Origin of the sequence: Paenibacillus sp. H1-7 (assembly GCF_022354825.1) — a bacterium.
GTDB lineage: Bacteria > Bacillota > Bacilli > Paenibacillales > NBRC-103111 > Paenibacillus_S.
The window spans coordinates 1,238,940-1,262,896 of sequence record NZ_CP031168.1; the positions used below are offsets into that span (position 1 = coordinate 1,238,940).

Sequence of the window (23,957 nt, forward strand, 5' to 3'; positions counted from 1 at the left end):
TGTAACGCGATTTTTCCGCGTTACAGAGCAGGGGCAAGCAGCCGAGGAGCGAAACTCTCGGCTGTAAGCAGGAAATACCGCGTTACAGGGTGGAAGTAACGCGCAGGAGCACGCTGTAACGCGATTTTTCCGCGTTACAGCAGAAAAGGCATATCTCCACGCTGACCGCCCATCTCACCACCTCGCCCCTACTCTTCGGCCCAAGGTGGACAAGCAGGCCGGAGAATGAGACAATCAGAGCAACATTCACGTAAGGGGAATACGCAATGGATCAGCATGAAGAAGCAGCAGCGCCTGCTTATGTATATACTTACGCTTGCCACGAGGACGAGCTCCCGCTATGCAGACTGGAGCATCGCTCATTGTTCTGCTGCGATCCGGGAGACGCAGGCTATGTCGTAAGCCGGCGTGAGGTGGATCCGAGCCGCAGCCCTTTCACGAAGCTGCGGCTGGCCGTGCGGTACGACACGGACAGCCTGGAGCAGATGGCGCAGTCGGTCGAGCAGCTGTCGCTACGGTCGGCGACCTTCAAGGTCGTCTACGTCGAAACCGGCGGAACGGTCGACTATGACAGGCAGCGAGCCGTCGAACGCTTGCTCGGCTCTCATATTCGCGGCAAAGCGGAGATGCGCAGGCCGCAGCGGACGTTCGGCATCGCCCATATCGAGGGGCGATGGCTGTTTGGGGAATGCAGCCGCAACGAGGCGGTGTGGCTGCGCCATAACGAGAAGCCGCAGCAGTACTCTACGGCTTTGAGCACCCGCGTTGCCCGGGCCGTTGCGAATATCGCCGTTCCCGAGCCCGCAGGAACACGGGCGATCGATCCGTGCTGCGGCATCGGAACGGTCGTGCTGGAGGCCCTATCGATGGGGATTGACATCGTAGGCAACGACATCAATCCGCTCGCCGTTCGCGGAGCAAGGGTGAACTTGGCTCATTACGGCCATCCCAATGTCGTGTCGTTGGGAGATATTCGCCGGATCGAGGGGCACTACGACGTGGCTATCGTCGATTTGCCTTATAATTTATGCTCGGTCCTAACGACCGGGGAGCAGTTGGAGATGCTGACCAGCGCACGAAGGCTGGCAGGCAGAGCGGTCATCATCGCAACCGATATGATAGATGAGGCGATTGAACAGGCCGGATTTGTCATTGCCGATCGCTGCGAAGTCAGGAAAGGGAGATTTGTTCGACATATTTTCGTTTGTGCGTGACAACATTGAACGATCCGCAAAGCCGCCCGGAGCATTTCTTCCGGAGCGGCTTATTTTGCATAGCGTCAAGCTTGCCAAAGCATGTCTTCCAATCGCTGCTCATATACTTGTACCAGCCCCAATATAAGAAGTCGTATTGATCATAAACGATTTGCCGCTTAGGTTGGGTAAGTATGAGTTGGGATAGGAGAGATCGTTATGGCAAGCTTGCTCCGTTGGTACAATGTACTGTCGTTTGCGGCTGTATTGGTAGTGAATGCGCTCGCTCAAATCAAGCCTCTTAAAGGATTGTCGACCGGAGAAATATCCGCCCTGTTTCCGGTCCAAATAACCCCCGCGCCGTATGCCTTCTCGATTTGGGGGCTCATCTATGCTCTGCTGATCGGTTTTGTCATCGTCCAACTTCTGCCCGCTAAGTCAGAGAAGAATGAAGTTCGAGCCATAGGACCGTGGTTCGTGGCAAGCTGCTTTTTTAACATCAGCTGGCTGTTATTGTGGCAAAGTCTGTCTATTGCTTCTTCCATGTTTTCCATGCTCGGCCTGCTGATAGCGCTGATAGGGATTTACTCGAATACGCGGCACGCCGGTTGGTCGTCGGACGCGGCAGTCCGCTGGCTTGTTCAGGTGCCGTTCAGTCTGTACATTGGCTGGATTTCCGTTGCTGCCCTGGTAAACCTCGCGGTAGTGTTATATGCAAACGATTGGAACGGATTCGGGCTGCCCGAAACGTTGTGGACCGTGATTCTCATCTTAACAGCCTCTTTAGTCAGCTTATGGGTAGGCTATCGTTACCGCGACCCATTCTATATGCTGGTGACCGTTTGGGCACTCGTGGCGATAGGGATAGCCAATCCCGGGACGCCTCCGATAGTATTCATCTCTTGGGGGGCTGCCGGAATGCTGTTTCTGTATGCGCTGCTTCTGCTGTATTCAGGAGAGCTGCTCCGGCTGCAGCGTCAAACCAATCCAACATAGCAGAGGCGACTATCGTTTCCTTGCCTCGCTCCATCCACTCGCTTTCGAAAAGACGCTCCAATATAAAAATCCGCTCGCTAAGCTCAGAAATATCGATTTGAATCTCCAAAAAGCAACAACAAGCTGACCGCGCAGCGAAATCCTTCGCCTGCCGGTCATTTTTTTACTACGCCCGAATTTATTAAGAATCCGAAGCCGTCAGATGCAAGATTCGAATTAGTAATACAATCCGCCATGCTTTCGAATCGAGTTGCTAAAGCAAAATTTTCAGATCAATCAGGCTGTAATACGCCGATAGACCTTTTTCTCACGTTTCTTGGTTGCCCTGCAAGGAAAGGCGTTGTAAATTAGTGGAATAGACCGAATTAGCTGCTGTTCATTAATCAGGTTTGGAGTGGTTATCATGCCGGACTGGTCGTACCAAACGATATTTCGCCCCTTGCTGTTCAGTCTGCCGTCCGAAATAGCCAGAGATTTTACTCTGCATGCGATGGGTTCTTTGAGCAAAATACCGGGCGGCAGCTTTGTTATCCGCACGCTCGGACATATGGAGGCTTCGCCGCTGCTGGAGAGCGAGCTGGCTGGCATACGTCTGCGTTATCCCGTCGGGTTATCCGGCAGCCTCGATCCGAACGGAGTCGCCCACCGGGCCATAGCCCAGTTCGGAATCGGTTTTATTGAGATCGGACCGGTTACCGTCGAGGAGATCGAACGCAGAGGGCAGATTGTAAGAGATGCAGCGAACGAAGAAATTCTGTACCCCGATGCTTACGCCAATCCGGGACTGGATGCTACCGTTCAGCGGATGAAGCGCAAGCAGGGGCACAGGTTGCCGCTTATGCTGCGAATTCGAAGCATGCCGGACAGCACTCCCGAAGAAGCGCTTCTGGAGCAGAAGCGTATGCTGGAGGCGTTGGAGCCGTATGCAGCGGGATTTTATATTGACGTGCTGGAGGAACGATGGGAGCTCGACGAGACGGTTCAGCTTCTGGAAGCTGTCGTTCAGGCGGCGAAGGAGATGAAATCCGGTGAGGGCGGCGGCGCCAAGCCGTTATTTTTATATATTCCGCTCGATTACCCTTTGCCCAAGCTCGAGCGTTTGCTGGATCGGCTGCGAATGGAAGCGTGGGCCGGCATGGTGGCGGGGGAAGCCATCCGTACCGAGGAGGGATCGGCGATAGGGCGCTCCGGCAAGCAAGCGAGCGCCGACAAGCTGCGCTTGATCCGCGGGAAGTGCGGACCCGAAGTGAAGCTGATCGCTTGCGGCGGTATCCACGAGCCCCGGGATGCGCTGGATTTGCTGCAAGCCGGCGCTTCCTATGTCCAGCTGCACAGCGGACTGGTATATTCCGGCCCGGGGCTCCCCAAACGGATCAATGAAGCCATCGTATACGAGCTGATCCGCAATGAGGCTGCACCTGCTCCCAAATCGTTTTGGACTCATTGGGGCTGGATGTGCTTGCTTGGCATCGGCATGATGATCGGAGGGATTATTGCCTGGCTGATCGCTGCGACAACCGTAGTGCTGCCTTATGACACACAGTTTCTAGGAATGGCAAAGGCATCCCTCTCACAGGCTAATCCGTTATTGCTAGGCTTCATGTCTCATGACAGGGTGACATTGGCGGGCACGATGATCTCGATCGGCATCCTGTATTTTCAGTTTGCGTATCACGGCCTTCGCTACGGGCTGCATTGGGCGAAGAGCGCACTCCTGATGTCGTGTATCGTAGGCTTCAGCAGCTTTTTTCTGTATTTGGGCTACGGGTATTTCGATCCGCTGCATGCATTGGCTGCCGCTATCCTTCTCCCGATGTTTATTTTGTCGATGAGAGGAAACGAGGATTTGCCACCGAGGGATCGGCCGAATACAGCCAACGACCGGCACTGGCGCCGCGCCCAATGGGGGCAGCTCATGATGGTCATGCTTGGATTTTCGCTGGCTGTCGGGGGCCTGGTCATAGCCTTTGTAGGTGTGACCCGTGTGTTCGTTCCGCAGGATTTGCAATATTTGTGCGCGACCCCTCAAATGCTGGCGGACATCAACGACCGGTTGATTCCGCTAATAGCGCATGACCGCGCCGGGTTCGGCGGAGCGCTGTTTTCCAATGCTGTCGCCTTGCTGGCAGCCGCCCTATGGGGAATTAACAAAGGTCAGCGCTGGTTGTGGTGGACGTTCCTGATCGGAGGCTTTCCCGGCTTCCTGGCAGGCTTCAGCATTCATTGGGCGATCGGCTACACGAGCTTCATCCATCTGCTCCCCGCTTATTTCGCTTTCGGCTTCTATGCTGCCGGACTCCTTCTTCTGTATCCCTATATGATGGCTAAAGAGGAGGTGCAAGGAGGCTCTGTCGACAAAGAATGAGCCTTGCCCCTGCCCCTGCCGACCAGGCTGTTGATGCTAAAAGGGGATAGGTGAGCGATCTCCTGGAGGAGCGTAAGCAACCGCCTTTGTTCTCGGGAAATCACCGCTAAAAACTAGATTATAAAGTTTCCCGAGAACAACAGCGGCCGGAGGGAGATACCCCACAGGGGTACCCGTGCCGCTTTTAAGTTCTAAGGGTTTCTCAACAAGCTCATCCGCTGTCTAACGACGGTCGGATTTTTTTTACCACAAAAGAACTTTTAGATTCCGAGGTCATCGGATGCAAAATTCTATTTGGCGATAAAACCTGCCATACTTACGAAGCGGGTTTTGCTAAAGCAAAACTTTGAGGTCGCTCATCTTTGAAATGCATCGGTATAGGTTTTCTCATGAGAACAGGGAGCTCCCGTTAAAGACTTTTTAATGAGCTGCAGACTCAGAGTAATTGGACGCTGAATCATAAAAAGGAAATTCATTACATAACGTGGAAAATAGTGAAGGAACATCATTTTGCCAAATAAGACGTGAGGTATCCTATGGTAGATATTACGGAAACGTATGTAGATTCGTTGGCCTTAAACAGCGCCGCCATCAAAAACGGCCGTGATCTGGTGAAGAAAAACAGCTTTCCCAAGCTGTGCTTGTCAGACGACCGAACGTTGGTCTTCGGCGAGTGCAAAGGAAGCGGGAAGGAGCCTTACCGGTGTTCTGCGGATTATATAAAGCCGGAAAGCCCGGTGTTCCGCTGCTCCTGCCCGAGCCGCCAATTTCCGTGCAAGCATATTTTGGGCCTGTTGTATGCGTACGCCGCAGGAGCTCCGTTTCAGACGGAGGATATCCCTGAAGAGATTGCGGACAAGCGGGAGAAAGTGCAAAAGCGGGAAGACAAGAAGCAGGAGAGTCTCGCGGAGGGCCAGACGGAGCCGGCTGCCAAGCGGAAAACGAACAAGTCCGCCCTGGTCAAAAAAATCGCCGCCCAGCTGGACGGGCTGCAGCTGCTGAACAAGCTGGTCCGCGATATCGTCCAGACGGGCTTGGCCGGCGTCGATGCGAAGGCGCTCCGTACATTGGAGGAGCAGGCGAAGCAGCTGGGAAATTATTACTTGCCCGGGGCACAGGCCTCTTTCCGTGAACTTCTGCAGCTTCTCGGACAGGGAAATCAACGGGAACGGGACTATACGGAAGCGATGGACCGGCTGACGTATTTGCACATGCTTGCCAAAAAAAGCACCGAGTATTTGACGGCCCGCAAGGAGAACCCGGATTTGTCGATGGCAACGGACAGCGCTATCGAAGAGCTGCTCGGCCATGCATGGCAGCTGGCGGAGCTCAAGGAAGCCGGTCTAGTGCTGGCTGATGCGGAGCTGCTGCAGCTTGGCTTTCATTCTAACACGGACGAAGTGCGCGGAGAGTATGTAGATGAGGGCTGGTGGATTCATCTGCAGACGGGAGCCATCTATTCGTCCCGCCATTACCGGCCGTTCCGGGCAGCGAAGCATATCAAGGAAGAGGATTCTATGGCTGCCGTCGTGCAAGCGAAGGAGTGCTTCGTTTATCCGGGAGATGTGAACCCGCGGATCCGTTGGGAGTCGGTGTCGTTCCGTGAGCCGCAGCGTGGAGATTGGGACATCGCACGCTCGCATTCGCATCGATCTTATGCCGAGGCCGTGAAAATGGTCAAGAACCAGATCAAAAATCCTTTGAGCGATAAGCATCCGGTTGTTTTGCTGCATGCTTCACGCCTATTCCGGGCGGGGGATACGTATGCGATAGCGGACGAAGCGGGCAAAACGATCGCGCTCAGCGACCTGGAGCATATCGGGCACCCGGGAACACAGCTGCTTCCCCTGCTTAAGGATGAGCATAGGGAAGGTCAAGCGGTACTGGTCATGTTCGGGCACGATCTGGACACGGGCCGATTGCATGCGCAGCCGCTCGGAATAGTTACAGATAACGGGCTTGTCCGTTTGATCTAGGTAAAGGAGAGACGCTTCATGAGTATACAGGTTTTGAACGAATTACATAGCGAGGTGCGGCGTTTGTTCATTGCCGGCAGCACGCTGGCCCAAGGCGACGGCAGGCTCAATAAGCTGCTGCCGCAGCTGCATAAGCTTGGGGAGAGCGCTCCCGTGTTCCGCAAAGTCGCCCAATCGGTTGAACAGCTCGTGGAGTCCAGTGGGGAAGAGGCTTCCGTGAAGCTGCTCGAGCTTGGAACGCTGCTTCACTCCATCCTTTATACGCAGGGTCAAACCGATGCAAGCGGGGCGCCGGAGCCGCTCGAAACCGCCAACACCAATTGCTATACAGGGGTTTCCTACCGTAAGCTGACAGCTGCCATCGATGCGTTGACGCAAAAAGGTCCCGGACGCCTGGAGATCATACGCCAGTCGTACGAAGAGGGTGTTTTTAAGGACATTAGAACGATGATCCCTGCGGTAGTTGCGCTGGATGAAACCTATCCGGAAATTGCCGATTATATGATGGAAACCGTGATCCCCTCTCTAGGAGAGCAAGTGCTGACGATTCTGAAGAGCCAGTTCCAGCCGGGCGGAGGGAAAGGCGCAGTCAGACGGCTGCAGCAAATTCACCGGATCGCGGGGATGAAGGAGAGGGAGCTTTACTTGAGCTGTTTAACCGAAGGTTCCCTTGAGGTTCGGGCTGCAGCTATTGAATTGCTTGGCGCGTATGACGAATGCGAGCCGATCCTTTTGGAGCAGTCGCTCGACAAAAAGAAGGAAATCCGGATTGCGGCTTACAATGCGTTGGCTGAACTGGCAAGCGCGAAGGCGGTGGAGCGGCTCTTTCAAGCTTTTACAGGCAAAGACCGCGACAATGTAATTGATCCGATCCGGTGCTGCAAGGCTGAATCGTTGACCGGGCTCGTGCTGGATTTTGCGGACGGGAAGTTCCGGGACTTCGTAGACCGGGCTGCCACGGAAGAGACGGTGCCATCGCTGGATGCAGCCGCCCAATGTCTGGACGGAAAGCGGGCTTTGGAAGTGTCCGCATTTTGGATGAAGCTGTTGTCCACTCCTTTGTTCATCGTTAAGGAGACCGACAGCCTTCAGCATTATGCGGCCCGTCAGCTTTTGGAGACGGAGCAGCCGGAGACGGACGAATTTCTGTTATCGTTGTACGATCAATGGAACCGGAAATTCATTTCGTACAGCTTTCATGCCGCCGTTCGTATGCTTCCTCCGGAAGCCGTGTATGACCGGTTCGCAATCCAATTTCAGAACAAGCAGCAGTCATCGGCCCGCGAGCTGATCCATACAATGACGGAATTGACGGAACCGCGCAGAGGTTACTGGAATCCGGCTGTTGTGCCTGAGGAAGAGCACGGAGCGGAGGGTCAGACGGCACAGGAAATCGTATGGGATGAGCGGTGGGTCCATCTGTTCGTTGCGATTAACGAAGAGGAGCTCGTATGCCGGTTGGCCCAACACGAAGAAGACAGTGTCATAAAGTATCTGGTGAAAAAATGGGAAGTGGCGCCACAGCAGATGAAACCGCGGACGGTTTCGATTTTGCGGACGCTGCATCGTCTCAGTTACGAGCAGGCACCTGAACTGATTATGCAATCCTTTGAGAAAGCGGCTTTAAAACATATGTATTATTTGGATCGGGAGCAGCAATATCTTCTGGCTGTGCTTCCGGGCTCCTACTCGGAACGGGTGGAGCAATTGGCCGAACGAATGGCTTATGACAGCGTGAAGCGGCAAGTGCAGGACATTGCGGACTTGCTGAAGAGCAAAGGGAATAACGGCACGATAGAGGACAACAAAGGAGCGGGATGGATCGAATGGATCAAAAGCAGAATGTATTGAGGCTTCCGGCAGAGCGCCTATATAGGGAGGAACTGGAAGCATTGCAGCAGGCAGATAAAGACTCGAGGCCTTCGGGATGGATGCTCTCTCCACGAGCGGTTCTAACCTTCATTACCGGTGGAAAAGCGGGCAAGGTTGACATTACGCCGAAATATATCGGCAATCGCCGGATCGTAGAGATCGCGATAGCGACATTGCTGACGGATCGTGCGCTGCTGTTAATCGGGGAGCCTGGCACGGCGAAATCGTGGCTGTCGGAAAATTTGACCGCCGCCATTCACGGCGATTCGGGGAAGACCGTCCAGGGCACCGCCGGTACCAGCGAAGAGCAGATTCGCTACTCCTGGAATTATGCGATGCTGCTGGCTCATGGCCCGAACGACGACGCTTTGATCAAAAGCCCGATTTACCGGGCTATGGAGTGCGGAGGCATCGCCCGATTTGAGGAAATATCCCGGTGCGCTTCAGAGGTGCAGGATGCGCTTATCTCCATTTTGTCGGAGAAAACCATCTCAATTCCGGAGCTCGGAAAAGAGCTGTCGGCTGCCAAGGGCTTCTCGATTATCGCCACGGCTAACACCAGGGACAGAGGGGTTAACGACATGTCAGCGGCTTTGAAGCGGCGCTTTAATATATTGGTGCTGCCTTCTCCTTCGGATTTGGAGACCGAGGTGGAGATTGTCCGCAAGCGGGTGCAGGAAATCGCGGCAAGCTACGAGCTGAAAGCGTCGGCGCCGGAAGAAGAAGCCGTCCGCAAGGTGGTCGCGATCTTTCGCGAGCTGAGAAACGGCATGACGCTCGACAGCAAGGAAAAGGTGAAGCCGCCGAGCGGTGTCATTTCGACGGCCGAGGCGATTTCACTTCTGACGAACAGCATGGCTCTGGCCGCCAGCTTCGGAACCGGACAGGTGCGGGACGAGGATATTGCAGCAGGTTTGCAGGGTGCGATCGTAAAGGATGAAGAGAAGGACCGGATCGTATGGAAGCAGTATTTGGATAATGTCATGAAGAAGCGGGGATCGGAATGGCGAAGCCTATACAACGCATGCAGAGAGATGAACGATTGAGCGGCGGAAGCGGTCAGGTTCACATCTTTGGCATCCGCCATTTGTCGCCGGCGGGTGCGTTCGAGCTGAGAAGCTATTTGGACGATATACGGCCTGACATCGTGTTGGTGGAAGGGCCGTCCGACGCTACGGAATGGATCGGTCAGCTGACTTCGCGGGGCGTGGTGCCTCCCGTAGCTCTTTTGGCTTATACCGAGGAGCTGCCCGTCCAGACGCTGGTGTTTCCTCTGGCATCGTATTCGCCGGAATATCAGGCGTTCGTGTGGGCGGCCGAGCATGGCGCGCGCGCAGCCTTTATCGATCTGCCTTCGGACGCGGCCGTTATGCTGCACGGATTGCGGACAGCCGAAAGCAAGGACGGCGAGCAGCCTCTCGAGGACAAGGCAGCACGAGCGGACGGGCGGCGGGCCTATTACGGGAAGCAGCGCCTGATTTACGATAAGCTCGCGGAGCTGTCCGGCGAGCCCGATTACGAAGCGTATTGGGAGAGGCATTTCGAACACAATACGTATCCGGGGGCATACCGAGAGGCGATCAAGGAGTATTCGCTTCAGCAGCGGGCGATGCTGGAGCAGGAGGAGTGGGCGTTCGATCCGCAGGAGGCCGCATACAACGCGATTCGCGAAGCTTACATGAGGCGGAGCATCGCCCAAGCGATCGCATCGGGCTGCCCGCCAGAGCGTATCGTTGTAGTGACCGGGGCGCATCACGTTTCCGCCCTGGATCTATCGCTTCCCGCCATGTCGGACCAAGAGCTGAGGGGGCTGCCGAGACGTTCCACCAAGCTGACTCTGATGCCTTACTCGTATTATAAGCTGTCCTCGCACTCCGGCTACGGGGCCGGGAATGCTGCACCCGCTTATTTCGAGCTGCTGTGGCAATGTCTTCATCAAGGAGACTTGACGAAGCTGCCGTCGCTTTACTTATCCGCCGTTGCGGCTCACATGCGCAAGGAAGGAACGTTCCGTTCGACCGCATCGGTCATTGAAGGAGTTAGGCTTGCCGAGTCGCTTGCCTCGCTGCATGGAGGGAGCCTGCCGACGAATAAAGATTTGCGCGATGCGGCGATTGTTTGCCTCGGCTTCGGCGAGCTGTCCGCCGTAGCGGAGGCGCTGGCCAGAACCGATATAGGCACCGCTATCGGATCGCTTCCTGAAGGCGTCAGCCAGACGCCGATACAAGACGATTTGAACCGCCAGCTCAAACGGTTGAAGCTGGACAAATACAAGACGGCGGTGGCGGCCGATCTGGAGCTGGATTTGCGGGAAAACCGCAGGGTGAAGTCGGCGGAAGCGGCATTTCTGGATTTGCACCGCTCCACCTTCCTGCACCGGCTTGAGCTGCTCGAAATCGGCTTTGCCCGCAAAAAGAGGATCAGGCAGGATGCGGCAACCTGGGCGGAGCATTGGGTGCTGCAGTGGAGCCCGGAAGCGGAAATTCAAGCGGTGGAAACCGTAATGAAGGGCGAGACGATCGAGCTTGCGGCAGCCTTCGCGATCAAGGAGCTGCTGGAGCATTGCGCGGACATCCGCGAGGCATCGCGGATCATAAGGCTGGCCTGCGAATGCGAGCTACCCGAGGCGAGGGAGCAGGCGCGCCAAGAGCTGCAGCGGCTGTCGGTAGAAGCCGGCAGCACCGCGCATCTTGCCGATGCAGCAGGCGAGCTGTCCGTGCTTATGCGCTACGGCGATTTGCGCAAAGCGGACACGTCAGCGCTGCTGCCGCTTCTGCAGCAGCTGTTTCTTCGCGCAGCGCTGCTGCTCGTCGACGCTGCAGCCTGCAGCGATGAAGCTGCAGGCGAGCTTGTGGCTGCAATGAGCAAGCTCAACTCCATTGCCCAGGATCACTTCGAGCAGGTCGACGACGAGCTGTGGCTGCGACAGCTTCATGCGCTGGCCTCGCGCGACGACCGCAATGCGAAGCTGTCCGGCTTTGCCTTTGCCTTATTAATGGAACGCAATCAGGTTGCAAATGATCAGATAGCCCGGGAAGTGTCGCGCAGACTGTCCCCCGGCATTCCGGCGGAGCTCGGAGCAGGCTGGTTCGAGGGAATGTCCATGCGCAACCGGTACGCGCTGCTGTCGCGGGCCGCTTTGTGGGAGCAGCTCGACCTGTATATCCGCTCGCTGGAAGATGCCGATTTCCACCGTTCGCTGGTCTTTTTGCGCAGAGCGTTCGGTTCGTTCCAGGCCGGTGAAAAGGCGCTTGTTGCCGAGATGCTGGGAGACCTGTGGGGAGTCGGAGGCCAGGAGGCCGGTGAGCTGCTGCAGCAGCCGTTAAGCGAAGAAGAAAGAGGGAAATTGGATGAACTTAACGACTTTGATTTTGGAGACTTATAAGCGATGACGACAGCAGAGCAGCAGGAACTAAACGAACGCCGTCAACAGTTGAAACGATGGAGGCTCATCTTGGGGGAGGCGGCGGAAGAAAAGCTGAATGGCTTTTCTACGGAAGGAGCGGGCGCCTTGCTCGACGAGGAAGCGAGAATCATGGACGAGGCGCTGGCTGCCATATACGATGAAACCGGTAACGGAGCTGCTTCTGCATCGGCCGATCCCGGAGCTTCTAAGGCGGCGCGAAAAGCCGGACTTGGCGCTTCATCCCCCAAGCTTGCCAAATGGCTTGGAGATATCCGCACCTTTTTTCCTCCGGATGTCGTATCGGTTATTCAGGCCGACGCCATTGAGCGCAAAGGCTTGAAACAGCTGCTGTTCGAGCCGGAGATGCTGGAGCAGGTGAAGCCGGATATTCAGATGGTGGCGACGCTCATGGCGCTGCGGGGCAAAATTCCCGAGAAAACGAAGGATACCGCAAGGCAGCTGGTCAAGGCGGTCGTAGACGAGATCATGAAGCGAATGGAAAACGATATCCGCAAGGCGGTGACCGGGGCTTTGAACCGTAGACAGCATTCCCCGCTGCCGTCGTTATCCGGCATGGACTGGAAACGGACGATTGCCAAAAATCTCAAGCATTACGATACAGAGAACAGGCGCCTTATTCCCGAACGGTTTTACTTTTTTGACCGGGCCCGGCGCAGCAAGGAATGGACGGTCATCCTCGATATCGATCAAAGCGGCTCCATGGCGGATTCCGTTATTTACGCTTCGGTTATCGGCTCGGTGCTGGCCAGTCTTCCCGCGCTGGAGACGAGGGTGGTCGTGTTCGATACGGAAGTGGTCGATTTAAGCGAGCAGTGCGCACAGGACCCGGTCGATATGCTGTTCGGCATTCAGCTTGGAGGCGGCACGGATATTAACAAATCGGTCGCCTATTGCGAACCGTTCATTACAGAGCCGCAGAAGACGCTGTTCATCCTTATTTCCGACCTGTACGAAGGCGGCAATGTATCGGCTTTCCTCCGGCGGATGGACGAAATGAAAGCCTCCGGCGTAAAGGCGATGTGCTTGCTGGCGCTGTCGGACCGCGGCGTCCCGTCCTACGATGAGGCCAACGCGAAGAAGCTCGCCCAAATGGGAATCCCTTGCTTCGGCTGCTCGCCCGACCGGCTTCCCGAGTTAATTGAGGGCGCGTTGAAGGGAATGGACCTTGCAGCATTATCGGAGAAAGTAGGTACAGCTAAAGGTCATCTGTAGGATTTCAATAGAAAAAATTAATATAATCAATAAATATTTTTTATTTATTCATTGACAAAGATTACCTGGCACGTATATCATAACCATATCTTGAATGTGAAAAGGAGGCTGATGAAGATGATCCGACTTAACCGCACGAGATTGACACAACTGCATACCCATATGGAATCTTCCATTGGCCTCTACGGGCCTGGTGCAACATGATCTTATGCGGATTCCGGCTTCTTCGGTCAGCAGTATCGTGATGGTGACGTTATCGTCAGTGGATCGCGATCGCTATCGTGAACGTGTACATGAACACGCCGGGATCCTTTTACAGACAGCAATGCATACAAAAAACCGTGGGCTATTGTGGAGCGCCTGCGGTTTTTTTGTGTTTTTCATCAAGTGTTTCGGAAGTTTTTCAGCAAAGAAATGATTGGATAGAGAGGATTCGAAGGAATATGGAAAAAGAACTAATGGAAAATCAAGGAAGCCCTGCCGAAACGTATTATCGCAAGGTGCAGCTTCCGGCAGGCGATTTGCATGTCTATGCGAGCGGAGAGCTGTTCGCCGGGCTGGACTATAAAGTGTTCGAGATGGCCAATAACAATTTGCAAATACCGGATTCGAAGTATATGAGCTATACCCCGGATGTCCACGTAGGAGTTGGAACCTGCATCGGCACGACAGCGATTTGGAGCGCAGACAGCGGATACGTCTCCCCGTCGATTGTAGGGAGCGATATCGGGTGCGGAATGAGGGTGCATTTGACGAACCTGCACAAGGACGATTTGCGTGAGGTGAAGCTTCGGCGCAAGCTGGTTAAGGCGATCGAACGCCACTTGCCGGTTGAAGAGCATGCCCGGGGGCATTTCTCGGATATCCGGCTGGAGCATATTATCCGCAAAGGGCTGTACGGCCTGCCCAAAAAATACGTGCCGGACGGCTACACGCCCCGTAAGGCAACCTCGCTGACCCGGGTGGAATGCGGCAAGTTCGGCTTCGACGAGCAATACCTGGACCGTTTGCCGGAAATGGTATGGCACCGCTCGCACCGGCAGCTGGGGACGCTTGGCAACGGGAATCATTTTGCCGAGATCCAAGCTATTGAAATCGATGAGGAGCATCGGGATATCGCCGAGCAATGGGGTTTGACCGACGGCCAGGTGGTCGTCATGATTCATTCCGGATCGCGTGCGTGGGGCGGAGCCGTCAACCAGTATTGCAGCAGCGAAATGGTCAAAACGATGAGCCGCACCGGGCTCGGGACGGCCGATCCGAAGCTGTTGTTCGCACCGCTTGATAGCGACTGCGCACAAACTTACGTGAATTTGATGTACTCTGCGTTGAACTATGCGGTTGTGAACCGTCACTTGATCGCTTACGGGATAAGGGAGGCCGGCAAGGAAGTGTTCGGAGCGAAGTTTGAGATGACCACGCTGTATGATTTGATGCACAATTATGCATGGGCGGAAAAGCATGACGGCCAATCGCTGTTCGTCCATCGCAAAGGCGCGACCCGAGCACTGCCGGCGGGACACCCGGATAATCCCGACATGTATGCCGGGACAGGACATCCCGCGCTGATCCCGGGCTCTATGGGCACCTCCTCCTACATTATGGTCGGCAAGCCGGGCGGTAAAAACAACTATTACTCCATCTGTCACGGAGCCGGCCGTATTCGTTCGCGCAGCGCCACCAAGCGTTTGGTTACGTTGGATCAGTTCGAAGCTTCGCTGAGAATCGGCACGGAGGATGAGGTCGTCGTCAATCAGCGGATGCTCGAATCTCTAATTGATGAGTCGCCTCAGGCGTATAAAGATGTCGATCAAATTATCGACAGCGTCGTCGGAGCCGGATTGGCGGGTGTCGTGGCGAAATGCAAGCCTTTGGCTGCGGTAAAAGGAGTTTAACACTAGGTGAATAATAGGAATGAGAATATGTTTTTGAATACGAATACGGGTATGGAGTCAAATACGAATAGGGATAGGAATGTGAAAATGAATTGGAATAGGAACGTGGCAGTGAATGAGGAAATGAGAGGTACGGCGGTCAACCCGGGCAGTATCAGCAAATTAGACGGCGGTTGGAAAGCGGCCCTTACCGATACACAGGCTCGGCAGGTTTATCCTATGATCCGCTTAAAGGAAAGCGCGTCTAATGAATGGCAGCAATACTTTGATGCCGCTCTTGTTATAGAATGCATCCAAAATACGCTGATGGAGGCTTACGGGACGGAATTTCAAATGTATGTCCAGGAGGATTACGGCAATGAGCTGTGGGAAAGGCTCGAAGAGGACATCCGATCCGGCAGCAGTGAGGTTGAGCATACAGCGACCATTTACGATCGAGTGGAGTCCAAATCGTTTGCTTACGACGGCGATCTGCCGGAGGAAGCGGGCTACCGGATTTATCCATCCGTTCGCAACAATTTGTTCGTGTACCCTGCTTATCGCTTTGCTTTGGCGAGAGTGCCCGTGTTTCGGATGAACGGCATCTTTAACGAGGATTATATATTCGCTGCGGATGACTCGTGCATGGACCGGTTTCTGCAGTATATTTTGAGAAGCCAAAGGGAGAACGACAGGCGGCATGTTTCGGTTTTTACCGATAACCGCAATGGACTGGAGCGGCACCGCGAGCCTGTCACGCGCACTGTCAGCCGAGATGAGGTCATAATGAACGAAGCGCTGAAGGAGGAGATTTACCGGTCGATTGACGAGTTCTTTTCGCGGGACCGGCATTTTTTCGAGACGTACCGGATTCCTTACAAGCGCGGCATTTTGTTGTACGGCAAGCCCGGCAACGGGAAGACGACCTTGGTCAAATCGATCGCGGGGAGCGTCGATGCGCCAGTAGCCTATTGGCAAATTACCGAGCACACGTGCAGTTATACGATTCAGGAAGCATTTGAAGCTGCCGTAAAAATGGCGCCTATGGTGCTTGTCATCGAGGATATCGACTCCATGCCGGAGCAGGCGAGATCGTTTTTCTTGAACACCTTGGATGGCGCTACGTCCAAAGAAGGCGTGTTCCTGATCGGGACGACGAACTATCCCGACAAAATCGATCCGGCATTGATGAACCGGGCGGGACGCTTCGATCGCGCCTACGAAATCAAGCTGCCGGACTTGGAGCTGCGCCGCAAGTATTTGCGGCTAAAACAACTGCCGCTTGTCGTGGGAGAAGAAGCGGCTGCAGTGGCAGCCGAGCTGACGGAAGGCTTCACGTTCGCGCAGTTGAACGAGCTGTACGTGTCCGCTGCGATGCAGAAGCATTACGATATCGAGGTGCACCTGGAGCAGCTGGTGCGATCGATGAAGTCCGAGCTGAACAAAGGGCGGACGCAGCAATGGCACTCGGAACCGTCCGAGTCGAGAGTAGGGTTTGTGGTTGGGTAAAGTGTGTTCCCTGATGTGATGCGGGTTTACCGTGTCACATTGGGTTTTTATGGATCGGGTAGCGGCTAGAGATTCTCATTAAATGTGGAGGCTTAATTAATGAAGTTCGTATATTATAATGACACAGGCAGGATTGTGAAAATCCATCCGGCAAGCGTACTGCATGGATGTGATGTTGATGAATCGCCGATTCAACCGTTAGAAGAACGAGTATTTTTACTGCCTGCTAATACATATCCTTGGGTTAAAATGTGGGATTATGGTCAAGATCAGGGGCTAAGCATTTTGGTATCTCCAAGGACAATTGAGGATTAATACAAGGACATTGGAGAGTTCGGATTCTAGCAAGAACTATTGCACCGAGATATTGGATGAATGTGAAGGAGTACGGAGATGTCCGGTCTTATGGTTATTGATTCACCTAGTGGATTAATTGATTACATTATCGAATATGAACTGGAAAGTGATGAGATTAAGAGCATTGTAGCGGCACCTGAGGATGATTTTCTGGTTATGCACTTCGGTTTAGCTTTGTTAATAAGACATAACTTTGTGTTAACAGACAATGATAAGGTTCCGCATTTAATCGAACAATACTATGACTATAAAGACTATAAAAATAAGGATAAAGATAGACTTTTTTTGTTGCATCCAGATGATATTTCTTATGATATCAGCGTCCTTATACGAAAAAGGCTGCTTCACGGCTAGAAAGTTTAGTAAGTGTATTTTAAAGAGAAAAAGCCTCGATGTGTTGTGGATTTTCAGAGCACATCGGGGCTTTTTTACGTGTTGTGATGCACTTGCGGGTGAGGTTGCTGTAACGCGGAAAAACCGCGTTACAAGCAAGCTGCCGGCGCAAAGCGTCTCTGTAACGCTGAAAATCCGCGTTACAGAAATCCTGCGCCGCGTCAGAGGCTCGCCCGAGCAGTTGTAACGCGGAAAAACCGCGTTACAAGCAAGCCGCCGGCGCAAAGCGTCTCTGTAACGCTGAAAATCCGCGTTACAGAAATCCCGCGCCGCGTCAGAGGCTTGCTCGAGCAGCTGTAACGCGGAAAAACCGCGTTACAAGCAAGCCGCTGGCGCAAAGCGTCACTGTAACGCTGAAAATCCGCGTTACAGAAATCCCGCGCCACGGCCTGCCGTCTATTCCAGCCGGAAGCCGCGGCCTTCCAAGAACGGCCGAATATGCCCGCGTCCCGGTTTGGCGTATTTGTCCGTAATTCCTTTGGACCAGGTAGTTAGCGTCTTGCCGTTCGTTCGCTCTTTATAGTACTCATGCATTGTGTCATCGTACTGCTGAGTGCCTAGCGTTACCTTCTCTTTGTCATAAGCATCGGAGTGGTACACGGCATGACGGGGTAGACGCGGACGGGAGGAAGGCTCCTGATCGGGTACCCCGACGCACATGCCGAATACCGGATAAGTCAGCTGCGGCAGTTGGAGCAGAACGCTGACATCCTGCGGGTTGTTGCGGATACCGCCGATGTAACAAATCCCGTATCCCAGCGATTCGGCTGCGACGGCAGCATTTTGCGCGGCTAATGTCGCATCGACGGTGGCAACGAGAAAGCTTTCCGTGTTTTGGTGGAACGTCTCTCCGTGGAGCTCGGTAGCTTCCTTAAGGCGGTGAAGATCGGCGCAAAATACAAGAAATAGGCCGCATTGCTCGATATAGGCCTGATTGCCTGCAAGTCGTGCCAGCTCTTGCTTCTTCGCCGGATCGGTAACTCCGATAATGGTATAAGCTTGTACATTGCTGGATGTCGATGCCATTTGTGCGGATTCGATAATGGCGTCAATGTGCTCTTCCGGCAGAGCGATAGGTTGATATTTGCGGATGGAGCGATGCTTGCGGAGAACCTCGATAGTTGGATTCATGACTATTCATCCTCTCTTTAATTATGTAAAAAAGCCCCCATGCTGGTTAGTTAGGGGGTCTCCGACGGTTCGGTTGATTCCATTATTCTACCACATAGAAATGCTAATCACACCTGCACGGCGGGTGTGGACATGTCTATTGGCGATAAACCTTACAACTGAAACGCGGTCGCGCTTCCCCGGCTCACATCGATAATAGGTTTATCACCACTTAGCATGCTAATCACACCTGCCGAAGGTGTGGGATGTCTATTGGCGATAAACCTAACGACTAAAGTGCAGTCGTGCCTCATCGGCTAACACCAATATAGGTCTATATATAGGTTTATCACCACTCAGCATGCTAATCACACCTGCACGGCAGGTGTGGAGCTCCCCCCCGCGGCCTTCATTTTTCGAACCGTCGTTTCCTCACCTAAACCCCAAATATTGTATACCAAACAAATTTCAGTATCAGATGTTGACAATGATAATGAGAACCATTATCATTAAAGCATGAAGTGAGAATAATTATCAATTATGAGCGAATACATAAGGAGGAGCACTTTAAATGCCACTCGTCATTTGCCTGCTGCTGCCAGCGTTGTTTATCTCTGTAGTGCTTGCCGGCTGTTATCTCTGGGGAATGCGCGATTACTATTCGTTTATGAAGCTAAAGCCCTGGAAGCGCAAAGAAATTTAAGATAGAAATCAAATTCGGATTGATCCATATAACCATAACTAAAACTAAGGGATACCGAAAGGAGACAAGCCTATGGCTTCAATATTAGTAGTAGGTGCAGATCATTTGGGAAATATGCCGGAGCAGCTTGCTCATATCGGATTTGATGAAGTAATGCACATGTCGGGACGCAAATGCCAGATGGTCCGCAAGGGCATACCGGATAAGGTGGATGCGGTTCTCGTATTAACGGACTACATTAATCATAATTTGACGAAGGTGATCAAACAGCAAGCGAAGGAACAGGAGCTGCCGATTTATTATGCCAAAAGATCCTGGTGCTCGGTTCAAAAAGCCCTCTGTTCATGCGAGCACGTATGTGAAATGATGAAAAACAAGCAATAGCCAGCCGAGTCTCGTTCATAGTTCAAGGTTAGGCACTGGCTGTTCCTGCCTTCTTCCTCGATAGTAAAAAAAGCCCAAGCAGAACTGCTTCTGCATGGACTTGAATCAATCGTTCCCGCTTATGGAATAACAGGCTTCGGCGCGGTCAGGTTAGCGCGCGAGCTGTTCTTGGAAGCGCCTAGCGTTTTGTCGGCCGCTTCAGCGTAAGCTTTATCCTTGTATACGACAGCCGCTTCGCGTAAATAAGAGGCGAAGCCGGATTCGTTCTCCGCTTTGATCTGTTGACGTTCCCACGGTTTACCGTTAAAGTACGGTACCAAATATTCATAGGCCTGATGGACGCTTTTGCCGTCCGCCGTTTTATAATTCCAACCATCGAACCCGACCTTGCTGCCGTACAGAGCCAGCATGGAGAACGCCTCCAGGTTGAACACAGGATAGTGGAAGGAACGGGTTCTGCTCATTTCCAGCGGCATACTGCCGTCTTTTTCAATTTGCGCAGCGATCCGCTTCGGCAATTGTTCCTTGATGTAGGACGCCGCGGCATCCTTTTCCCCGATAAATAGAGTCAATCCGGCGAATATCGCGTCGTACCATGTGCCGTGATTGTTTTTGGCTGCCTTTTCCTCCAAAGCGAGCTTGTTTTCCTTCAACCATTTGACATACTGCGCAACCCAGCTCTTGTAAGCTTTCATGTCATTATCTGACCAAACGGGAGAACCGTCCAGCAAAGCCGCTGCGTCGGAAGTCGTCAAAAAATGCCTGGAGTCGAGCACGCCTTCTTTACGCCCGTCGGTTCGTCCGGGAACGCTTTGCCCGAAATTCATATTCGGGTTCATTTTCGTGTCCGCATCCAGAAACCAAGTCCGCAGCAACTTGGCCGCTCTCTCGCCATAGGGCTCGTGTCCGGTCACATAATAGGCCAAGGCCAGCGTCTCTACGGCGGAGGCCATATTGCCGAAGCTTGTAGCGTCATACTTGTCGGTCGAGCGCTCGGGATTCGTTTGGCCGTCCTTTTGGATATAGGGCTTGCCGTCCGGCTTGTTGGGATCCGGCCACCAATAAGGCGCCATGCTCATATAATCGTGCTTGTCTCCGCTTGGCGGCGTGCTTTTTTTGTTGACCACGGAGAAAGGTCCCACCTTTAAGGCGGCATCGGCTTCTTTGCGAAGCTGTGCCACCGCGTTCGCGAACTCCCCGGCATTGCCGGAGCTCGCTTTATTTCGGACCTCCTGCAGCACGCTTGCGTTCATTATCAAGGTGTCCGGCTGTCGGCTATCCTTCTGTTCCGTCCCCTTCGTACTTGCTGCAGGTGCTGGTGCAGGCGTGCCGGCCGACGTCGCAGGCGCGGGCTGAGGAGGGGCTGTCGTGCTTGCGCTTTGCTGCGGCGAGCAGCCTGAGAGTGCCGTTGTGGTCAGGGTAATCCCTGACATAATGGTGATAAGCAGCTTGCGCCTCATGAGGCACGCTCCATTCCTTCTGGTTTTCCTCGAAGTACTCCGATAGAAGTTTTTCTCATCCATTATAAGAAAACGGCCGGGAAAAGGAATATCGGAAATCCACATTTATTTGCGGTATGTTCAGGTGAACTTTAGAAAAAGAAGCATCCCGGCGAAAAGGGTTCATCTTGGATAGATAAAGAACTATGTATGCGGTTAAAACGCCATGTTTAGGATTTGTCAAAAAACATTACATAATATTATTATTTCTCTCATAAACGTTAGTTATGTGTTATATAAACTAACATATAACTAAACTACCTACATGGGAGGAACCTACATATGACACTCAAATCCAGCTCCGCAATGCTTAAAATGTTCTTGGCTTCAGGAATGCTGTTCACCGCCCTGCTATCACCGGTCGCTTTGCCGCCGACGTCAACAGCCATAGCGGCGGAAGCGGAAGCTTCCGTTCCTGCTAAGCTTCCAAAAGTAAAAGTAATCGGAACCGGGGGGACGATTTCCGGGCAATCGGTGGATGAAACCAGCTTTCAGAACTACAAGGCCGGTACGCTGTTGATTCAGGATATGGTCAACGCTTTGCCGAACAAGGACAAAATCGCTGAAGTGACGACGGAGCAATTCGGTAACTCGGGCTCCTCGGCTTACAGCATGCAGGATTTGTTCAATCTTTCGCTGCAAGTGGACGAAGCGCTGAAGGAACAGGACGGGGTTGTCGTAACGACAGGAACGGATACGATGGAGGAGATCGCCTACTTCCTCGATCTGACGGTACAAAGTCCGAAGCCGGTCGTCGTAACGGGCTCCATGAGACCGTGGACGGTTATCGGCAGCGATGCGCAGGCAAATCTGTATAATGCCATTAAGCTTGCGGGAAGCGGGAAGACGAAATATTTCGGAACGGTTCTAATGCTGAACGATACGATTCACGCAGCGAGAGAAGTAACCAAATCCAACGATTACCGTACGGATACGTTCGAGTCGCCGCAAGTCGGCATGCTTGGCTATATTGATGAGAGCAACATCCGCATCTACCGCGCTCCGGCAAGAAGCTTGCGGCCTGCAGGGGAATGGGCTACGCCGTTTGACTTAACCCGTATCAAGAAAGAGGATTTGCCTAAAGTTGAGATTGCTTTCTCGTACCAAGGCGCGGGTGGTGAGGCGATCGACGGATTTGTGGCCGGCGGAGCCGAAGGGATTGTTACGGCAGGAACGGGAGCGGGCGGCATTTCCAAAGCGATGTCCGATGCCCGCAAGAAGGCGATTGATGAGAAAGGCGTGATCTTCGTAACGACCACGCGTACGGGGTCCGGCAGCATTTATTCCAGCTCCAAAGGCATCATCGCAGGGGATAACTTGAATCCTCAGCACGCCCGTATTATGCTGCTGGTCAGCCTGGCCTTCTCCAAAGACTATGATACGATCAAAGGCTGGTTTGAAACCTACGGCGCTCCGCAGGTCGATTTCACCGGCAAATAAAATAAAAAAAAGAAGATCGCTGTGACTGCTTGAGGCAGTCCAGCCGATCTTCTTTTTTTTGCTGCGTTCTTATGATACATGCCTGAAAGAGCAAGCATGAACGAAGGACAAGGGTGCTGCAGCATCAGCCGTTATTATTGATGGAGCGCTCCGCCCGAACGAAAGCGATGAAGCGCTTGGCTTCCTCCGGTGTAAGCTTCATTCCGTCCACGGTCAATGTAAATTTTTCCATAATTTTCTCATTGGATAGCTCCAGAGAATCGACGAATTCCCGTACGTCTTCATCCAGTACGCTTTCAGGATCGTCCGTTCTGCCGATAAGATAATCGATAGAGACGTTAAATAAATTGGCGATACTTACGATCGTCTCGTAGTCCGGTTCTCTTCGATTATTCTCATAATGCGACAGCGACGCGCGGGTAATACCGAGTTTGTTAGAAAGCCCTTCCTGTGTCAGGGAATGTTTTTCTCGAAGTGCTGCAATCCGCTCCCCGTATTTCATAATTCATTTACCTCCAGTAATTACGAGCTTAATTAATATTTTTTCAAAGCCTGCCAAGGAGTAGCAAGTTTGTGAAAGGACCCTATATCCTATTGACATTGATACAATTTGTATCGTATTTTAATGATAGGTTAAATGACAAATTGTGGTTGTAAGAACGGTTACCGAATCTAAATTGGCTGCAAAATGGCGGTTAACCTTGAATGAATCGCGATTCTTCAATAGAACGTTGATGGAAGCGACCTGAAGGCAATGCCATAAGACTTGATCGCAGGTTTATAATAAACGATTTCTCATTACAAAATGTATCGTAAGTTTATTTTACCCAAAAAAACGTAGGTTGGGAAGATGCCATGTGAACGAAAAAGAAAATGCAAACCGGCAATTTCATTTGCGCCGGCTATTAGCTTCTATGGAATGCAGGATTTCTATTAGCCGGATAGGAGACAAGCCGGTACGAACCAAGTATGCGCTTGTGCAAATAACGGACTTGCAGTCGCGTAAGATTCAGTTTATGAGCTCGTTGAAGCTGCCGGCCGATCCGCGAATTACGTATACATTCGAGCTGCTGATGGATGGTATTCATATTTTATGTACGGGGAGTGATCTGCAAAGAACCGGCCAAACGGCTCCGTATCAGTACAGTATCGAGCATGATTTGGGGGCGCATGAGCGTGCGGTGTTGTTCTCAAGAATCAACCAAAGGATGGAAACTAGCTACCCCTTAATGACGAAAGCGATAGAAAGCTATTCTTCTTCCTATGTCTATGACCATTGTACCCCTTCCCATTATTTTCAAACATCTTGGGCGTAAATACTGTTGATTTAAGAGAATGGATCCAACCGATGTACGGATGAAGATGGTAAAAAGAGGAGTGCTGTTCATGATCATTAACAATCCGGATCAAGGAAAAATTCAACTGGACATTCAAAAAATCATAGTACAATTAAAGCTCGATCAAAATAACTACGCAAGCCATGGCGACGCCGCCCTCCGCTCCGCAAACATATCCGCTAAATCTTCCGATAAATAATTTGCCAATACCGTCTGTCGCCAAAATAGTCCGAATGAAGCATGACCTCCTGCTTAGTTTTGAAGCCGGGGGAGTGATACATTTAGTATCAGTTCCCCGGTATGGCCCACT

The 23,957-nt window shown here is 52.8% G+C and carries 20 protein-coding genes; 17 read left to right on the forward strand and 3 right to left on the reverse strand.

Translation table 11 applies throughout. The annotated features are described in order from the left end of the window. Positions 1 to 266 precede the first annotated feature (266 nt). From DVH26_RS05665 to DVH26_RS05720, 12 genes are all read left to right on the forward strand, one after another. Complete coding sequence (locus tag DVH26_RS05665; RefSeq protein WP_239632062.1) at positions 267 to 1,214, forward strand: TRM11 family SAM-dependent methyltransferase; 948 nt, start codon at positions 267 to 269, stop codon at positions 1,212 to 1,214. 198 nt (positions 1,215 to 1,412) lie between these two features. Further along, positions 1,413 to 2,189 carry a hypothetical protein gene (locus tag DVH26_RS05670; protein ID WP_239632064.1) on the forward strand — a complete coding sequence of 259 codons (777 nt, stop codon included), beginning with the start codon at positions 1,413 to 1,415 and terminating at the stop codon, positions 2,187 to 2,189. A 403-nt stretch (positions 2,190 to 2,592) separates the two neighbouring features. After that, positions 2,593 to 4,554, forward strand: a complete 1,962-nt coding sequence (locus DVH26_RS05675; RefSeq protein ID WP_239632066.1) for a dihydroorotate dehydrogenase — start codon at positions 2,593 to 2,595, stop codon at positions 4,552 to 4,554. Positions 4,555 to 5,090: 536 nt separating this feature from the next. Beyond that, positions 5,091 to 6,530, forward strand: a complete 1,440-nt coding sequence (locus tag DVH26_RS05680) for an SWIM zinc finger family protein (protein WP_239632069.1) — start codon at positions 5,091 to 5,093, stop codon at positions 6,528 to 6,530. 18 nt (positions 6,531 to 6,548) lie between these two features. Further along, positions 6,549 to 8,381, forward strand: coding sequence for a HEAT repeat domain-containing protein (locus DVH26_RS05685; protein ID WP_239632071.1), 1,833 nt, complete (start codon positions 6,549 to 6,551; stop codon positions 8,379 to 8,381). Continuing rightward, on the forward strand, positions 8,357 to 9,448 hold the full coding sequence (locus tag DVH26_RS05690; RefSeq protein ID WP_239632074.1) for an AAA family ATPase: 1,092 nt from the start codon (positions 8,357 to 8,359) through the stop codon (positions 9,446 to 9,448). The genes DVH26_RS05685 and DVH26_RS05690 overlap by 25 nt, the downstream gene beginning before the upstream one ends. Beyond that, positions 9,406 to 11,787, forward strand: a complete 2,382-nt coding sequence (locus DVH26_RS05695; protein WP_239632076.1) for a DUF5682 family protein — start codon at positions 9,406 to 9,408, stop codon at positions 11,785 to 11,787. The genes DVH26_RS05690 and DVH26_RS05695 overlap by 43 nt, the downstream gene beginning before the upstream one ends. Before the next feature lie 3 nt (positions 11,788 to 11,790). Next, positions 11,791 to 13,041, forward strand: a complete 1,251-nt coding sequence (locus DVH26_RS05700) for a VWA domain-containing protein (RefSeq protein ID WP_239632078.1) — start codon at positions 11,791 to 11,793, stop codon at positions 13,039 to 13,041. A 443-nt stretch (positions 13,042 to 13,484) separates the two neighbouring features. Further along, on the forward strand, positions 13,485 to 14,936 hold the full coding sequence (locus DVH26_RS05705; protein ID WP_239632081.1) for an RtcB family protein: 1,452 nt from the start codon (positions 13,485 to 13,487) through the stop codon (positions 14,934 to 14,936). An 87-nt stretch (positions 14,937 to 15,023) separates the two neighbouring features. Continuing rightward, entirely contained in the window at positions 15,024 to 16,424 is a 1,401-nt protein-coding gene (locus DVH26_RS05710) for an ATP-binding protein (RefSeq protein ID WP_239632083.1), read from the forward strand. 99 nt (positions 16,425 to 16,523) lie between these two features. Next, complete coding sequence (locus DVH26_RS05715; RefSeq protein WP_239632085.1) at positions 16,524 to 16,739, forward strand: hypothetical protein; 216 nt, start codon at positions 16,524 to 16,526, stop codon at positions 16,737 to 16,739. A 78-nt stretch (positions 16,740 to 16,817) separates the two neighbouring features. Continuing rightward, a complete protein-coding gene (locus DVH26_RS05720) occupies positions 16,818 to 17,135 on the forward strand; it encodes a hypothetical protein (RefSeq protein ID WP_239632087.1) in 318 nt (105 codons plus the stop codon). Positions 17,136 to 17,570: 435 nt separating this feature from the next. Here the strand turns inward: DVH26_RS05720 and nfsA are convergent, their stop codons facing one another. Then, positions 17,571 to 18,305 carry an oxygen-insensitive NADPH nitroreductase gene (nfsA, locus tag DVH26_RS05725; RefSeq protein WP_239632089.1) on the reverse strand — a complete coding sequence of 245 codons (735 nt, stop codon included), beginning with the start codon at positions 18,303 to 18,305 and terminating at the stop codon, positions 17,571 to 17,573. A gap of 550 nt (positions 18,306 to 18,855) precedes the next feature. On the opposite strand from nfsA, the gene DVH26_RS37050 reads away from it, so the two are divergent. Together DVH26_RS37050 and DVH26_RS05730 are read left to right on the forward strand one after the other, a co-directional pair. Further along, complete coding sequence (locus DVH26_RS37050; RefSeq protein WP_275590452.1) at positions 18,856 to 18,987, forward strand: hypothetical protein; 132 nt, start codon at positions 18,856 to 18,858, stop codon at positions 18,985 to 18,987. 72 nt (positions 18,988 to 19,059) lie between these two features. Beyond that, positions 19,060 to 19,371: a DUF2325 domain-containing protein gene (locus tag DVH26_RS05730; RefSeq protein WP_239632091.1), complete on the forward strand. Its 312-nt coding sequence runs from the start codon at positions 19,060 to 19,062 to the stop codon at positions 19,369 to 19,371. 119 nt (positions 19,372 to 19,490) lie between these two features. On the opposite strand, the gene DVH26_RS05735 is transcribed toward DVH26_RS05730, so the two are convergent. Beyond that, a complete protein-coding gene (locus DVH26_RS05735; RefSeq protein ID WP_239632093.1) occupies positions 19,491 to 20,831 on the reverse strand; it encodes an alginate lyase family protein in 1,341 nt (446 codons plus the stop codon). Between the two features lie 321 nt (positions 20,832 to 21,152). Between DVH26_RS05735 and DVH26_RS05740 the strand changes: the two genes are divergently transcribed. Beyond that, positions 21,153 to 22,310 carry an asparaginase gene (locus DVH26_RS05740; protein WP_239632095.1) on the forward strand — a complete coding sequence of 386 codons (1,158 nt, stop codon included), beginning with the start codon at positions 21,153 to 21,155 and terminating at the stop codon, positions 22,308 to 22,310. A gap of 124 nt (positions 22,311 to 22,434) precedes the next feature. Here DVH26_RS05740 and DVH26_RS05745 read toward each other — a convergent pair whose 3' ends face one another. Then, the gene (locus DVH26_RS05745) at positions 22,435 to 22,812 is read right to left on the reverse strand and encodes a helix-turn-helix domain-containing protein (protein WP_239632097.1); all 378 of its coding nucleotides are present in this window, start codon (positions 22,810 to 22,812) and stop codon (positions 22,435 to 22,437) included. Positions 22,813 to 23,167: 355 nt separating this feature from the next. Between DVH26_RS05745 and DVH26_RS05750 the strand changes: the two genes are divergently transcribed. Together DVH26_RS05750 and DVH26_RS05755 are read left to right on the forward strand one after the other, a co-directional pair. Then, on the forward strand, positions 23,168 to 23,626 hold the full coding sequence (locus DVH26_RS05750) for a hypothetical protein (RefSeq protein ID WP_239632099.1): 459 nt from the start codon (positions 23,168 to 23,170) through the stop codon (positions 23,624 to 23,626). A gap of 70 nt (positions 23,627 to 23,696) precedes the next feature. Next, a complete protein-coding gene (locus DVH26_RS05755; RefSeq protein WP_239632101.1) occupies positions 23,697 to 23,846 on the forward strand; it encodes a hypothetical protein in 150 nt (49 codons plus the stop codon). Positions 23,847 to 23,957 lie beyond the last annotated feature (111 nt).